Annotated in this window: 11 protein-coding genes; 8 read left to right on the plus strand and 3 right to left on the minus strand. The window is 74.1% G+C overall.

Annotated features, from left to right (window positions below):
- Window positions 1-31 precede the first annotated feature (31 nt).
- Window positions 32-1,231: a bifunctional adenosylcobinamide kinase/adenosylcobinamide-phosphate guanylyltransferase gene (locus GL259_RS12155; protein WP_159531999.1), complete on the plus strand. Its 1,200-nt coding sequence runs from the start codon at window positions 32-34 to the stop codon at window positions 1,229-1,231.
- Between the two features lie 15 nt (window positions 1,232-1,246).
- On the opposite strand, the gene GL259_RS12160 is transcribed toward GL259_RS12155, so the two are convergent.
- A complete protein-coding gene (locus GL259_RS12160; protein ID WP_159532001.1) occupies window positions 1,247-2,344 on the minus strand; it encodes a class I SAM-dependent methyltransferase in 1,098 nt (365 codons plus the stop codon).
- A gap of 183 nt (window positions 2,345-2,527) precedes the next feature.
- On the opposite strand from GL259_RS12160, the gene cobT reads away from it, so the two are divergent.
- On the plus strand, window positions 2,528-3,643 hold the full coding sequence (gene cobT / locus GL259_RS12165) for a nicotinate-nucleotide--dimethylbenzimidazole phosphoribosyltransferase (RefSeq protein ID WP_159532003.1): 1,116 nt from the start codon (window positions 2,528-2,530) through the stop codon (window positions 3,641-3,643).
- 30 nt (window positions 3,644-3,673) lie between these two features.
- On the opposite strand, the gene GL259_RS12170 is transcribed toward cobT, so the two are convergent.
- Window positions 3,674-4,438, minus strand: coding sequence for a hypothetical protein (locus tag GL259_RS12170; protein WP_159532004.1), 765 nt, complete (start codon window positions 4,436-4,438; stop codon window positions 3,674-3,676).
- A 60-nt stretch (window positions 4,439-4,498) separates the two neighbouring features.
- Between GL259_RS12170 and GL259_RS12175 the strand changes: the two genes are divergently transcribed.
- Window positions 4,499-5,302 (plus strand): adenosylcobinamide-GDP ribazoletransferase, encoded by an 804-nt coding sequence (locus GL259_RS12175; RefSeq protein ID WP_159532005.1) that lies wholly within the window; start codon window positions 4,499-4,501, stop codon window positions 5,300-5,302.
- Window positions 5,303-5,371: 69 nt separating this feature from the next.
- Here the strand turns inward: GL259_RS12175 and GL259_RS12180 are convergent, their stop codons facing one another.
- Window positions 5,372-6,163 (minus strand): endo alpha-1,4 polygalactosaminidase, encoded by a 792-nt coding sequence (locus GL259_RS12180; protein ID WP_159532006.1) that lies wholly within the window; start codon window positions 6,161-6,163, stop codon window positions 5,372-5,374.
- Window positions 6,164-6,476: 313 nt separating this feature from the next.
- Here GL259_RS12180 and GL259_RS12185 point away from each other — a divergent pair, with 313 nt between their 5' ends.
- From GL259_RS12185 to aceE, 5 genes are all read left to right on the plus strand, one after another.
- Window positions 6,477-8,018 carry a leucyl aminopeptidase gene (locus GL259_RS12185; protein WP_159532007.1) on the plus strand — a complete coding sequence of 514 codons (1,542 nt, stop codon included), beginning with the start codon at window positions 6,477-6,479 and terminating at the stop codon, window positions 8,016-8,018.
- Window positions 8,019-8,262: 244 nt separating this feature from the next.
- Window positions 8,263-9,651, plus strand: coding sequence for a dihydrolipoyl dehydrogenase (gene lpdA, locus GL259_RS12190; protein WP_159532008.1), 1,389 nt, complete (start codon window positions 8,263-8,265; stop codon window positions 9,649-9,651).
- Between the two features lie 62 nt (window positions 9,652-9,713).
- The gene (gene sucB / locus GL259_RS12195; RefSeq protein WP_159532009.1) at window positions 9,714-11,531 is read left to right on the plus strand and encodes a 2-oxoglutarate dehydrogenase, E2 component, dihydrolipoamide succinyltransferase; all 1,818 of its coding nucleotides are present in this window, start codon (window positions 9,714-9,716) and stop codon (window positions 11,529-11,531) included.
- A gap of 275 nt (window positions 11,532-11,806) precedes the next feature.
- Window positions 11,807-12,430, plus strand: coding sequence for a GntR family transcriptional regulator (locus GL259_RS12200; protein WP_159532010.1), 624 nt, complete (start codon window positions 11,807-11,809; stop codon window positions 12,428-12,430).
- A gap of 318 nt (window positions 12,431-12,748) precedes the next feature.
- Window positions 12,749-15,451: a pyruvate dehydrogenase (acetyl-transferring), homodimeric type gene (gene aceE / locus GL259_RS12205; RefSeq protein WP_159532011.1), complete on the plus strand. Its 2,703-nt coding sequence runs from the start codon at window positions 12,749-12,751 to the stop codon at window positions 15,449-15,451.
- The last annotated feature ends 37 nt before the right edge of the window (window positions 15,452-15,488 follow it).

Below are 15,488 nucleotides of genomic sequence, written 5' to 3' on the forward strand. Positions count from 1 at the left end.
GCCCTCGTGGGGAGGGGCGAAAATCGGGTCCGTGGAACTGACTCTGCTCGGCACCGGTGCCCCCGCGGGACTGCCCCGCCCCGACTGTCCCTGCGCCGCGTGCGCCGTCGCGCTCGGCCCGCACGCGCGGGCGGCCACCGCGGTGCTGGTGGACGGGGCCCTGCTGCTGGACCTCATGCCCGGCGTGGCGTTCGCGGCGGCCCGCGCGGGATGTTCGCTGGGCGCCGTGCGCCAGGTGCTGCTGTCGCACCCGCACGACGGACCCGCCCTCGAGGTGCCGGCCGGGCTGCCGCAGCCCGGCCGGGTGCCGGACGGGCGGGAGCTGGCGCTGCTGACGGGGCACCGGGTGCGCGCGGTGGCGCTGGACGCGCCCGGCACCGGGTACGCGGTCACCGGTCCGGACGGGCAGCGGCTGCTGTACCTCCCGCCGGGCGGCGCGCCGGCCGGGCTGGAGCAGCCGGTCGAGCCGTACGCCATGGTGCTGCTGGACGTCGTGGGGCGCCCGGACGCGCTGGCGCGGCTGCGGGCGACCGGCGCGGTGGGGCCGACCACGGACGTCGTCGCCGTCCACCTGGACCACGACGTGCCGCCGGGCGCGGAGCTCGGGCGCCGGCTCGCGGCGGCCGGGGCGCGCGCCGTGCCGGACGGGACCGCCCTGGAGGTGGGCGCCTACGAGGACGTTCCCGACGTGCCGCGGCGGACGCTGGTGCTGGGCGGGGCCCGCTCGGGCAAGTCGGTGGAGGCCGAGCGGCGGCTGGAGTCCTTCCCCGAGGTGCTGTACGTGGCGACCGGCGGATCGCGGGGCGGGGACACCGAGTGGGCGGCGCGGGTGTCGGCGCACCAGGAGCGGCGGCCGGGGTCGTGGCGGACCGTCGAGACCTGCGACCTGGTGCCGCTGCTGAAGGACGACGGGCCGCCGCTGCTCGTGGACTGCCTGTCGCTGTGGCTGACGGACGCGATGGACGCCGTGGGGGCGTGGGACGACGCGGAGTGGGCGGACGGCGGGGAGCGGGCCCTGCGGGACCGGGTGCGGGAGCTGACCCGGGCGGTGCGCGGGACCCGGCGGACGGTGGTCGCCGTCTCCAACGAGGTGGGTTCGGGCATCGTGCCGGCCACCGCGTCCGGCCGCCGGTACCGGGACGAACTCGGGCGGCTGAACGCGGCGTTCGCGCAGGAGTGCGAGCAGGTGCTGCTGGTGGTGGCGGGGCAGGCGGTCGTCCTGCGGGGGTGAGGGGGCCGGGGCCGGTCAGCGCCGCGCCGGGCGGGGACGGCGTCTCGCCGGCTTCGGCTTGCGGGCGACGATCCGGTAGGCGTTGGCGAACGGGGTGTGGCGCACCACGGGCGCGAGGGCGAGGTCCGTCAGCGCCGCGGCGACCACCAGCGGGGTGCCCGCGCGCAGCAGGACCGTGCGCAGGTGCCGCTGGAACGGGGTCGGCGGGACGGCGCGCCAGGGGGCGTCCGGGGCGGGCAGGGCGTGGGAGAGGGCGAGGGCGGTCGCGCCGGCCAGGTCGTGCGGGACGTGCGCGGCGCGGTGCCCGGCGGTGACGATCGCGCAGCCGCGGGCCTGGAGTTCCGCGCGGAGGTTGCGCGGGGGCAGCAGGTGCAGCCGGCGGGGCTGGTCGTAGGGCAGCCACCAGCGGCCGAGCAGGGCGGCGAACGCGCAGCGCGGGTCCAGGGTCTCGACGAGCAGGTGGCCGCCGGGGCGCAGGGCGTCGAGGGCCGCGTGGAGTTCCGCGCGCGGGTCGGTGGCGTGCTCCAGGTGGTGCAGCAGGCTGACCACGTCGTAGCGGGCGGCCAGCCGGGCCGCGACCCGCGGGTCCGTCAGCGACCCGACGTGGGCCTCCTCGACGCGGCCGAGCTCGCGGGCCCGTTCGACGCGCGCGGTGAGGTCGGTGCCGTCGAAGGAGGTGTACGGGAAGAACTCCCGCGCGGCCTGCGGGAAGCGGGCGAGTCCGGTGCCGACGTCCAGCCAGCTCTCCGGCTCGCCGAAGCGCAGCATCGCGCGGGCGGCGGCGCGGTGGCGCTGCGGGGACGCGTGCAGGGCGAGGACGCGCTCGGTGGCGGGGTCCCGGGGGGCTCCGCGCACGGCCCGCCGGTGGAAGGCGAGGCCCTCGGCGGTGAGGCGGGGGTTCTGGAAGGTGTGGCCGCACTCCCGGCACGCGTCGACGGTGAACAGGCCCGGCCGGTGCCGGCGCAGGTCCCCGGTGCGCAGCCGGTTGCGCAGCCGCGTGGAGCCGCACCAGGGGCAGTCCTCGCGGCGCGGCTCGTGCACCCGGGCGGAGCCGTGGGGGACGGGGCCCGCCGCGGCCGAGGCGTGCGCGGCGGGTGGGACGGGTGCGGACATGGGCGGCTCCCGGCGAGAGGACGTACGGCACGGCAATCCACTGCAAAACGTTACGTAGGGGACGAGCCCGCGGGGCGCATCGGCGCGGTGGCGGCGTGGTGGCGGCGTGGCGGTGGCGGGACCCCGGAAGCGGTGGTGGCGGACGGGCCGTCGTGTTCGATCGGGGCCGGTACTGTTCGGCGAATGAGCTCGCTTAATCTCGACGACTTCACCGATCTGATCGAGCGCCCGGACGGCGGGGTGCGCCGCGACGCGGAGGCGCGCCGGGAGCGTCAGGTCGTACCGCCCGGATCGCTGGGCCGGCTCGACGACCTGGGTGAGTGGCTGGCCGCGGCGCAGTCCGCGGTGCCGGTGCGGCCGGTCGAACGGCCGCGGGTGGTGCTCTTCGCCGGGGACCACGGGATCGCCGGGCTGGGGGTCTCGGCACGGGCCGCGGGCAGCGCCGTGGAACTGGTGCGCGAGGTGCTGGAGGGCGGCCGTCCGGTGTCCGTGCTGGCCCGGCGGCTCGGGGTGCCGGTGCGGGTGGTCGACATGGCCCTGGACTGCGATCCCGAGTCGCTGCCCGAGGACGTCGTGCGGCACCGGGTGCGGCGCGGCAGCGGGCGCATCGACGTCGAGGACGCGCTGAGCCCCGAGGAGGCCGAGGCGGCGTTCCGGGCCGGGACGGCGGTGGCCGACGAGGAGGCCGACTCCGGTACGGATCTGGTGGTGCTCGGCGACGTGAGCGTGGGCGGGACCACCGCGGCGGGCGTGCTGGTGGCCGCGCTGTGCGGGACGGACGCGTCGGTGGTGACCGGGCGCGGCGGGCTGGCGATCGACGACCTGGCGTGGATGCGCAAGTGCGCGGCGATCCGCGACGCGCTGCGCCGGGCGCGGCCCGTGCTCGGCGACCAGTTGCAGCTGCTGGCCACGGTGGGCGGCGCCGACCTCACCGCGATGACGGGCTTCCTGCTCCAGGCCGCGGTGCGGAAGCTGCCGGTCGTGCTCGACGGGGTGGTGGCGGCGGCGTGCGCGCTGGTGGGCCAGCGGGTCGCGTTCCGGGCGCCGGACTGGTGGCTGGCCGCGCACGACAGCGGTGAGCCGGCCCAGGCGAAGGCGCTGGACCGGATGGCCCTCGACCCCCTCCTCTCCCACGGCGTCACCGTCGGGGAGGGCGTCGGCGGCCTGCTGGCCCTGCCCCTGGTCCAGGCGGCCGCCGCCCTGGCGGCGGAGCTCCCGGAGCGCCCGAAGGACTCGGAGCGGCCGGAGGCGGAGGCCGGACCGGAAGCGGAAGCGGAACAGGAGCAGCAGGCGCGGTAGGGGCCGGGGCCGGGGGTCCGCGGCCCCGGGTCAGCGGTGTTCGAGGGAGCGCGGCGGCCTCGGGTCCGGTTTGCCGCCGATCCAGTCCTGGACGGCGCGGCGGGGACCGGACCAGCGGCGGTCGTGGTGGTAGGCGCGCAGGACGGCCTTGGCCCGCGCGCGGGGCCGGTGCCGGTAGAAGCGTCTGGCCCACGGGGAGTCGGGGCGGGCCAGGCGCAGGGAGCCGATGACGGCGACGACGGGCACGATCACGCCGAACACCGCGATCCGCGCCTTGCCCTTGCTCAGCGCGATCAGCGAGAAGAGGAAGTTCGCGCCGACGCTCCCGGCGACGCCCGCGCGGTTCTGCAGCTCCTCCTGGGAGAGGTCGTTGACGCCGAACGGGGTGAAACCGGCCAGCAGCAGGCCGACCAGGGCGGCGGTGAGGACGACCATCTCGACGCTCTTGCGGCCGGCCTCGGTCCAGTAGACGTCGTCGAGGTGCAGGATCAGGGCGAACTCGTCCAGGACGAGGCCCGCGCCGATGCCGAAGACGACCGCGCTGAGCGCCGAGCCGAAGCCGCGCCCGTCGCCCGCCACCGCGCCGAAGCCGCCGACGACCGTGAGGATGACGCCGGGCACCACGTGGTGGATGTGCACCTCACCGGCCGTGATGTTGCCGAAGGGCCCCTTGCCGGCCCGGATCAGACGGGTGATGACCCGGGTGATCACGAAGGTGAGGACGAAGGCGGCGAGGGCGAGGAGCAGCGGCAGCTTGCCCGGTTCGACGATGTTCCGCTCCCACCAATGTCCCATATGAGCACTTTATCCACGGCCGCCCGGGGCGCCCGGGTGACCGCCGGGTAATCTGCGCCGGTGCCCGCACCCTCCCCGGCCTCCCCGGCCTCCCCGGCCGACGGCCTCCGCTTCGCCTTCGGCACCCTCACCGTGCTCCCGGTCCGGGTGACCCGCTGGGACCGCCCGGCCGCGCGCGCCGGGATGCTGTGCGCCCCGCTGGCCGGGCTGGCGGTCGGCGCCGCGGCCGCCGCCGCCGGACTGCTGCTGCTGTCCCTCGGCGCGGGCGCGCTGCTCGCCGCCGTCGCCACGGTCGCCGTGCCGGCCGCCCTGACCCGGGGACTGCACCTCGACGGGCTCGCCGACACCGCGGACGGACTCGGCAGCGCCAGGCCCGCCGAGGACGCACTGCGGATCATGAAGCAGTCGGACATCGGGCCGTTCGGGGTGCTCACCCTCGTCCTCGTGCTGCTGGCCCAGGTGGCCGCGCTCGCGCAGGCGTACGGCGGCTCCTGGGCCCGGGGCGCGCTGGCCGCCGTCGTCTCGGCGGTCGTGGCCCGGCTGGCCCTCACCCTCGCCGCACGCGCCGGGGTGCCGGCCGCCCGCCCGGAGGGACTGGGGGCGGCGGTCGCGGGGGCGGTGCCGGTGGCGGGCGCGCTGCCGGTCGCCCTCGCGGTGACCGGGGCGGCCGCCGCGGCCGGGGGCGCCTTCCTCGGGGCGCACGACGCCGCCCGCACCGTCCTCGCGGTGGCCCTGGCCGTCGCCGCCGCCGAACTCCTGCTGCGGCGCTGCGTCCACCGCTTCGGCGGGGTCACCGGGGACGTGTTCGGCGGGCTCGCGGAGACGGCGGCGACGACCGCGCTCGTCGTCATCTCACTGGGCTGAGACGATCCCCCGCCCCCTGCGGCCCTGCTTCGACGTCCGGCCGGCGCTCCCGCCGGCCGGGCAGCGGGCTCAGCAGGCCCGGCGCCACGCCCCCAGGTCGTACTCCTTGAGCAGCGAACTCAGCCCCAGCCGCCGGGACTCGGCGCAGAAGCGGCCGGTGGGCAGCTCGTACTCGACGTGGAAGACGGCCTTGTCCGCCTCGACGAACGGCGTCAGCCGCGCGCACTCGCCGTACTGGGCGCACTGTTCGTTGACCGCGAAGTCGAAGTCGCCGACCAGCTGCGGGATCTGGTCGAGGTCGTTCTTCAGGCCGACGGCCAGTCCGCGCTCGTGGGCGAGGCGGGCGACGAGGCGGTTGTAGCGGAGCTGGTCGCGGGCGGTGAGCGGGAAGCCGGTGCGGTTGCGGTAGCCGTCCATGTTGTCCGGTTCGACCGCGTCGAAGCCCTTGTCGCGGCACATGTCGAGGCGTTCCGCCATGATCGGCTCCAGGACGTCGGTGCGGCGGATGTCGAGCCAGCGCTCGCCCTCCCAGCCGTTGCCGCGGCCGATCACCGACTCCGGGAAGTCGTCCGCGTCCGGGCGGAAGTCCTCCCAGGCGCCGGTGGACAGGTAGCAGATGACCTTGCGGCCGTCGCGGTGCAGCTGCGCGACCGTCTCCCGCGAGTGGTCGAAGCCGTCGATGTCGTAGACCGGCACGTCGACGGAGGTGTCGAGCCGCCCGCTGAGCTGCCACTGCCAGTCGGTGCCGGGACGGGGCTGCCAGCGGGGGCCGGGCGGAGCCTCCGCGCCGGGTCCGGGCGCGGTCGTGCAGGCCGCGAGCAGCAGGGCGAGCAGCGTGACAAGCAGGGACGGTCGTCTCACCGGGCGGTCTCCAGGACGGGCGGCGGCGCGCTCGGCACCGCGGGTGGCACACGGGAACATCAAGGATGATCGTCGCCGTCCGGCCCCTCGGCGGCGGGGTCCGGAACACGACCGCCGCGTCACCGGGAGGTGAACACCCGCATGAGTGAGCGCGCGCGCATACGCGCGTAGTCTCGTCCCGAGTGTTCGCCGCACCGGGGAAGGCCCCGACGGGACCGCACCCGCACGTCACGACTAGGGTCGGCTGCCGGGCCCGGTCGACCCACACCGTTCGGCCACAGCAACTTCACATCGGAAGCGAGAATTCACCACCGTGACTGCTCTCACTCTCAGCACCGCCGCGGTGCCCGGCCTGCGGGCCGACGCGATCGTGATCGGTGTCGCCAAGGGCGCTGCGTCAAAGACCTCGGGCCCGGTCGTCGCACCGGGCGCCGAGGCCGTGGACCAGGCGTACGACGGCAGGCTCGCCGGCGTCCTGGAGACCCTCGGGGCCTCCGGCGCCGAGGGCGAGGTGACGAAGCTCCCCGCGCCGGCCGGCTTCAAGGCGCCGCTCGTGGTGGCGGTGGGCCTGGGCGCCCAGCCCGAGAAGGACGCCGCCTACGACGCCGAGGCACTGCGCAAGGCCGCCGGCGTGGCCGCCCGCGCCCTCGCCGGCACGAAGAAGGCCGCGTTCGCCCTGCCGCTGACGGACGCCGCCGACGCCGGCGCGGTCGCCGAGGGCGTGCTGCTCGGCGCCTACTCCTTCGACGCCTACAAGGGCAACGCGGCTCCGGGTGACGCCGCCAGGAACGGCAAGGCCCCGCTGGCCGAGGCCGCGCTGCTCGGCGGCAAGCCCCGCGACAAGGCGTACAAGGCCGCGCTCGAGCGGGCCACCGCCGTCGCCGAGGAGCTCAACCGCGCCCGCGACCTGGTCAACACCCCGCCGAACGACCTCAACCCCGAGGCGTTCGCGGCCGTCGCCCAGGCGGCGGCCAAGGAGCACGGCATCAAGGTGCAGGTGCTCGACGAGAAGGCCCTGGCCAAGGGCGGCTACGGCGGCATCCTCGGCGTGGGCGCCGGCTCGGCGTCGGGCCCCCGCCTGGTGAAGCTGTCCTACACCTCGTCCAAGGCGAAGCGGCACCTCGCCTTCGTCGGCAAGGGCATCACCTACGACTCGGGCGGCATCTCGCTGAAGCCGGCCGGTCACAACGAGACGATGAAGTGCGACATGAGCGGTGCCGCCGCCGTGTTCGCCGCGGTCGTCGCCGCCGCCCGCCTCGGCCTGGAGGTCAACGTCACCGGCTGGCTGGCGCTGGCCGAGAACATGCCGTCCGGTTCCGCCACCCGTCCGGGTGACGTGCTGCGCATGTACAGCGGCAAGACCGTGGAGGTGCTCAACACCGACGCCGAGGGCCGTCTCGTCCTCGCCGACGCGCTGTGGGCCGCATCCCAGGAGAAGCCGGACGCGATCGTGGACGTCGCGACCCTGACCGGCGCGATGATGCTGGCGCTGGGCAGCCGCACGTTCGGGATCATGGCGAACGACGACGCGTTCCGCACCGCGGTGCACGAGGCCGCCGAGCAGGTCGGCGAGCCGGCGTGGCCGATGCCGCTGCCGGAGCACCTGCGCAAGGGGATGGACTCGGCCACGGCCGACATCGCCAACATGGGCGAGCGGATGGGCGGCGGGCTGGTCGCCGGCCTGTTCCTGCGCGAGTTCGTCGGCGAGGGCATCACCTGGGCCCACCTCGACATCGCCGGCCCGGCCTTCAACGAGGGCGGCCCCTTCGGGTACACGCCGAAGGGCGGCACGGGGTCGGCGGTGCGGACGCTGGTCCGCCTCGCGGAACTGGCCTCGGCCGGCGAGCTGGGCTGAGTTCCCGCCGACGGGGCCTCGCACGCGGACGGGCGAGGCCCCCGGCGCCCCGCGGCCGCGTTCCCCGCGGAACGTGGGGTGTCTCACACCCCGGCCCCGCGTCTCGTCCGGTGCCGACAAGTGCGAAGATGGGGCTCGGCAGGACAGGGCCCCCACCGAAGGGCCGAAGGCAACAAGCGGCCGCACACCAGCCGCCGACCGGTCACTGGAGACCGGCGTGGCGCACATGCATGGAGGACGTGACGTGGCGAACGACGCCAGCACCGTTTTCGACCTAGTGATCCTCGGCGGCGGCAGCGGTGGTTACGCCGCGGCCCTGCGCGGGGCGCAGCTGGGCCTGGACGTCGCCCTGATCGAGAAGGACAAGGTCGGCGGTACCTGCCTGCACCGGGGATGCATCCCCACCAAGGCCCTGCTGCACGCGGGCGAGATCGCCGACCAGGCCCGCGAGAGCGAGCAGTTCGGCGTGAAGGCCAGCTTCGAGGGCATCGACGTACCGGCCGTCCACAAGTACAAGGACGACGTGATCTCGGGCCTCTACAAGGGCCTGCAGGGTCTGATCGCCTCCCGCAAGGTGACCTACATCGAGGGTGAGGGCCGGCTGTCCTCCCCCACCTCCGTCGACGTGAACGGGCAGCGCGTGCAGGGCCGCCACGTCCTGCTGGCGACCGGCTCCGTGCCGAAGTCGCTGCCGGGCCTGGACATCGACGGCGAGCGCATCATCTCCTCCGACCACGCCCTCGTCCTGGACCGCGTGCCGAAGTCCGCGATCGTCCTGGGCGGCGGTGTCATCGGCGTCGAGTTCGCCTCCGCGTGGAAGTCCTTCGGCACCGACGTCACGATCATCGAGGGCATGAAGCACCTCGTGCCGGTCGAGGACGAGAACTCCTCCAAGCTGCTGGAGCGCGCCTTCCGCAAGCGCGGCATCAAGTTCAACCTGGGCACCTTCTTCCAGAAGGCCGAGTACACCCAGGACGGCGTGAAGGTCACCCTGGCGGACGGCAAGGAGTTCGAGGCCGAGATCCTGCTCGTCGCCGTCGGCCGCGGCCCGGTCTCCCAGGGCCTGGGCTACGAGGAGGCCGGGATCGCCATGGACCGCGGCTACGTCCTGGTCGACGAGTACATGCGCACCAACGTCCCGACCGTCTCCGCCGTCGGCGACCTGGTCCCGACCCTCCAGCTCGCGCACGTCGGCTTCGCCGAGGGCATCCTGGTGGCGGAGCGCCTGGCCGGCCTGAAGACGGTTCCGATCGACTACGACGGTGTCCCGCGGGTGACGTACTGCCACCCGGAGGTCGCCTCCGTCGGCATCACCGAGGCCAAGGCCAAGGAGATCTACGGCGCGGACAAGGTCGTCGCTCTGAAGTACAACCTGGCGGGCAACGGCAGGAGCAAGATCCTCAAGACCGCGGGCGAGATCAAGCTCGTCCAGGTCAAGGACGGTGCGGTGGTCGGCGTCCACATGGTCGGGGACCGCATGGGCGAGCAGGTCGGCGAGGCCCAGCTGATCTACAACTGGGAGGCGCTGCCGGCCGAGGTCGCCCAGCTCATCCACGCCCACCCGACGCAGAACGAGGCGCTCGGCGAGGCCCACCTGGCCCTGGCCGGCAAGCCCCTCCACTCCCACGACTGACGCCTTCGGTCACCGGGCGCGACGACACAGACTTCCGCACTTTTAAAGGAGCAACCGAAACCATGGCGGTTTCCGTAACCCTTCCGGCGCTCGGCGAGAGCGTCACCGAGGGCACTGTCACCCGCTGGCTGAAGGCCGAGGGCGAGCGCGTCGAGGCCGACGAGCCGCTGCTCGAGGTCTCCACCGACAAGGTCGACACCGAGATCCCCGCTCCCGCCTCCGGCGTGCTGTCCTCCATCAAGGTCGCCGAGGACGAGACGGTCGAGGTCGGCGCCGAGCTCGCGCTGATCGACGACGGCAGCGGCGCCCCGGCGGCCGCCCCGGCCGCCGAGCAGGCCCCCGCCGAGCAGGCCGCCCCGCCGGCCCCCGAGCCGGCCCCGGCCGCCCAGCCGTCCACCGAGCAGCCCGCCCCGGCTCCGGCGCCCACCGCCGAGGCCGCGGCCGGCGGCGGCTCCGCCCAGGGCACGGACGTGGTCCTGCCCGCGCTCGGCGAGTCCGTCACCGAGGGCACCGTCACCCGCTGGCTGAAGTCGGTCGGTGACACCGTCGAGGCCGACGAGCCGCTGCTGGAGGTGTCGACGGACAAGGTCGACACCGAGATCCCCGCCCCCGCCTCCGGCACGCTGCTCGAGATCGTGGTCGGCGAGGACGAGACCGCCGAGGTCGGCGCCAAGCTCGCCGTCATCGGCGAGGCCGGTGCCGCCCCGGCCCCGGCTGCCGCTCCGGCCGCCCCCGAGGCCCCGGCGCAGCCCGAGCCCGCCCCGGCCCCGCAGCCGGCCGCCCCGGCTCCCGCGCCGGCCCCGGCCGCTCCGGCTCCCGCCCCGGCCCCGCAGGCGGCTCCGGCCCCGGCCCCGCAGCCGGTCACCCCGGCTCCCGCGCCGGCCCCGGCCGCTCCGGCTCCGGCCCCGGCCGCCGCCCCGGCCGCCGCCCAGCCGACGGACGAGGGCGCCTACGTGACCCCGCTGGTGCGCAAGCTCGCCGCCGAGAACGGCGTCGACCTGTCCACCGTCAAGGGCACCGGCGTCGGCGGCCGCATCCGCAAGCAGGACGTCCTCGCCGCCGCCGAGGCCGCGAAGGCCGCCGCCGCCCCGGCTCCGGCTCCGGCCGCCGCCCCGGCCGCGCCCGCCGCGAAGAAGGCCCCCGTCCTGGAGGCCTCCCCGCTGCGCGGCCAGACCGTGAAGATGCCGCGGATCCGCAAGGTCATCGGCGACAACATGGTCAAGGCCCTGCACGAGCAGGCCCAGCTGTCCTCGGTCGTCGAGGTCGACGTCACCCGCCTGATGAAGCTGCGCGCCCGGGCCAAGGACGCGTTCGCGGCGCGCGAGGGCGTCAAGCTCTCCCCGATGCCGTTCTTCGTCAAGGCCGCGGCCCAGGCGCTGAAGGCCCACCCGGCCATCAACGCCAAGATCAACGAGGCCGAGGGGACCATCACCTACTTCGACACCGAGAACATCGGTATCGCGGTGGACTCCGAGAAGGGCCTGATGACCCCGGTCATCAAGAACGCCGGTGACCTCAACATCGCCGGCATCGCCAAGGCCACGGCGGAGCTCGCGGGCAAGGTCCGGGGCAACAAGATCACTCCGGACGAGCTGTCCGGCGCGACCTTCACCATCTCCAACACCGGTTCGCGCGGCGCGCTGTTCGACACGATCATCGTGCCCCCGGGCCAGGTCGCGATCCTCGGCATCGGCGCCACGGTGAAGCGCCCGGCCGTCATCGAGACGGAGGAGGGCACGGTCATCGGCGTCCGCGACATGACCTACCTGACCCTCTCCTACGACCACCGCCTGGTGGACGGCGCCGACGCGGCCCGTTACCTGACGGCGGTCAAGGCGATCCTGGAGGCGGGCGAGTTCGAGGTCGAGCTCGGCCTGTGATCCCCGGCCGCACCCGGCCGGCATACGACGGTGCCCCCGTCCGGAACCCTCCGGACGGGGGCACCGTCGTATGCCGGCCGGGTGCGGCCGTAGGGAACGTGTAAGCCTCGTCTCACCTGGGCGAAAGCCCCCGTGCGCCCCTCCCGCGCGGCGCGGCGGCCGTATTGTCTAAGCGTCAACGCCCTCAGGGGTCCCGCCCGCCGCCCGACCACCGCCCCTCAACGAGGCCTTCGGGCCGCCGCATTGGATCTGAGCCCCCGTCTAAGGAGCCCCTCATGACCGCGCCCGTCGTCCACTCGCTGCGCGAACAGATCCGCGAGCACATCCTGGAAGGGATCATCAGCGGGCGCTGGCAGCCGGGTGAGCGGATCGTGGAGCGGCGGATCGCGACCGAGCTGGAGGTCAGCCAGACGCCGGTGCGGGAGGCGCTGCGCGAGCTGGAGTCGCTGCGGCTGATCGAGTCGGCACCGAACAAGGGCGTGCGGGTGCGCAACCTGACGGCCGCCGACCTGGAGGAGAGCTACCCCGTCCGGGCCGGCCTGGAGGCGATCGCGGCGGAGCTGGCGGCGGAGCGGCTGGCACAGGACTGCTCGGCGCTCGAGCCGCACGTCGCCGCCCTGTACGAGGCCGACCGCCTGGCCGACGGCACGGGTCAGGTGCGGCACACGGTCGCCTTCCACCGCGAGCTGGTCCGCGCGGCCGGCAACTCGGTGCTGCTGCACACCTGGGAGGGCCTGGGCATCGAGGTCTTCACCGCGCTGTCCATCCGCTGGCTGGGCACGGTCCAGCAGTCGTACGCCGAGGAGCACGAGGAACTGGTCGCCGCGTTCCGCCGGCGCGACCCCCGCATCGCGGAGCTGGTGAAGGCGCACGTCCTGGGATGCGCGCCCCGGGCATGAGCCGAGGGGTGCCCCGGGCTCCGGTCCCCGCACCGCTCCTCCTGCGCCCGCACCCGAGCAAAGCCCCGCTCATACGCGGTTTCACCTGCGAAAACTTTCCGAAAACACGTCACCCGGTGCCATTTTCGAAGGCACCGCGTGCCTACTTTCTCGCTATCAAGAGGTTTTGCCCCTCAACCCTTTGATCGATCATCGATCAGGGAGTTACAGTCGCCAGCGGGCTTGCACCCGAGCCCCAGCCCTGTCCTGCCAAAGACCAAGGGCACCCCCGAACCCTTACCGATGAGGGAACCCCCTTCGACTGAGGAAGGCGGCGACATGACCGACCCCAACGCCATCCAGCCGAGCGAGCTCGACCAGCTCCCGGACCGCGACCCCGAGGAGACCGCCGAGTGGCAGGCCTCCCTGGACGCCGTCACCGAGGCGGCCGGGCCGCACCGTGCCGCGTACCTGATGCGCCGCACACTGGAGCGCGCCGAGGGCGCCGGCATCGCGCTGCCGAAGCTCCTCGAGACCGACTACGTCAACACCATCCCCACCTCCGCCGAGCCCGCCGTGGACGGCGACGAGGAGATGGAGTCCCGCATCACCGCGTGGAACCGCTGGAACGCGGCCGCGATGGTGACCCGCGGCAGCAAGTACGGCGTCGGCGGCCACATCGCCACCTTCGCCTCCGCGGCCTGGCTGTACGAGACCGGCTTCAACCACTTCTTCAAGGGCAAGGAGGGGGACGGCTCCGGCGACCAGCTCTACATCCAGGGCCACGCCTCCCCCGGCATCTACGCCCGCGCCTTCCTCGACGGCCGGCTGACCGAGCAGCACCTGGACAACTTCCGCCGCGAGGCGGGCGGCAACGGCCTGCCGTCGTACCCGCACCCGCGCCGCCTGCCCTGGCTGTGGGAGTTCCCGACGGTGTCGATGGGCCTCGGCCCGATCTCCGCGATCTACCAGGCGCGCTTCAACCGCTACCTGACCAACCGCGGCATCAAGGACGTCTCCGACTCGCACGTGTGGGCGTTCCTCGGCGACGGCGAGATGGACGAGCCCGAGTCGACGACCGCGCTCACCCTCGCCGCCCGCGAGCAGCTGGACAACCTCACCTTCGTCGTCAACTGCAACCTGCAGCGCCTCGACGGTCCGGTCCGCGCCAACTTCAAGATCGTGCAGGAGCTGGAGGCCCAGTTCCGCGGCGCCGGCTGGAACGTGATCAAGACCCTGTGGGGCACCGCCTGGGACGAGCTGTTCCGGCTCGACACCACCGGCGCGCTGGTCCGCCGGCTGCGCGAGGTGCCGGACGCCCAGGTGCAGACCTACCAGACGCGCGACGCCGCCTACATCCGCCAGGACTTCTTCGGCAAGGACCCGGCGCTCGTCGAGATGGCGAAGCTGCTGAGCGACGACAAGATCCTCGAGTGCTTCCACCTCTCCCGCGGCGGCCACGAGCCCCGCAAGGTGTACGCCGCCTACCGGGCCGCGCTCGCCCACAAGGGCGCACCGACCGTGATCCTGGCGCAGACGGTCAAGGGCCACACCCTCGGTGAGGGCTTCGCCTCGAAGAACGCCAACCACCAGATGAAGAAGCTGACGGTGGACGAGTTCAAGGCGATGCGCGACCGCCTCGGCCTGCCGATCAAGGACAGCGACTTCGTCGACGGCCAGGTGCCCTACGCCCACCCGGGCGCCGACTCCCCCGAGGTCCGCTACCTCCAGGAGCGCCGCGCCGCCCTCGGCGGTCCGGCCCCGGCCCGCCGCGTCCACCCGGTCGCGCCGCTGCCGCTCCCCGCCGACAAGGCGTTCGCCGCCTTCGACAAGGGCTCCGGCTCGCAGAACGTGGCCACCACCATGGCGTTCGTCCGCCTGGTCAAGGACCTGGTCCGCGACAAGGAGACCGGGAAGCGCTGGGTGCCGATCGTCCCCGACGAGGCGCGCACCTTCGGCATGGAGAGCCTCTTCCCGTCCCTCGGCATCTACTCGCCGATGGGCCAGACGTACGAGCCGGTCGACCGCGACCAGCTGATGTACTACAAGGAGGCCAAGAACGGCCAGATCTTCAACGAGGGGATCACCGAGGCCGGCGCCATGGCCGAGTTCATCGCCGCCTCGACGTCGTACGCGACGCACGGCGAGACGATGATCCCGTTCTACATCTACTACTCGATGTTCGGCTGGCAGCGCACCGGCGACCAGATGTGGCAGCTCGGCGACCAGCTCGGCCGCGGCTTCCTGGTCGGCGCCACGGCCGGCCGCACCACGCTGACGGGCGAGGGCCTGCAGCACGCCGACGGCCACTCGCCGGTCATCGCGGCGACCAACCCGGCGGCGCTGACGTACGACCCGGCGTTCGCGTACGAGATCGGGGTCATCGTCAAGGAGGGTCTGCGCCGGATGTTCGGCGAGGCCGAGCCGGACGAGGACCAGAACGTCTTCTACTACCTGACGGTCTACAACGAGCCGCTGCCGCAGCCCGCCAAGCCGTCGGCGGCCGGCATCGACGAGGGCATCGTCAGGGGCCTGTACCGCTTCAACACGGCGGAGACGGCCGGGCTGACCCCCGCCGCCAACGCCCCGCGGATCCAGCTGCTCGGCTCCGGCACGGCGATCCACTGGGCGCTGAAGGCGCAGCGGATGCTCGCCGAGGAGTGGGGCGTGGCCGCCGACGTGTGGTCCGCCACCTCGTGGACCGAGCTGCGCCGGGACGCCATGGAGGCGGACGAGGCGCTGCTGCGCGGCGAGGAGCGGGTGCCGTTCGTCCGGCAGGCGCTGCAGGGCGCCGAGGGCCCGGTGCTGGCGGTCTCCGACTACATGCGCCAGGTCCCGGACCAGATCGCGCAGTGGGTCGAGCAGGACTACACGTCGCTGGGCGCCGACGGCTTCGGCCTGTCGGACACCCGTGAGGCGGCCCGCCGCCACTTCGGGGTCGACGCCGAGTCCATCGTGGTCGCGGCCCTGGCCCAGCTCGCCCGGCGCGGCGAGGTGCAGGCGACGGCCGTGAAGGAGGCGCGCGAGCGCTACGGCCTGTAAGGGCCGGCTGGTGCCCGGGAGGCCCCCGCCGCGGCGG

Source organism: Streptomyces sp. Tu 3180 (genome assembly GCF_009852415.1).
Lineage (GTDB): Bacteria > Actinomycetota > Actinomycetes > Streptomycetales > Streptomycetaceae > Streptomyces.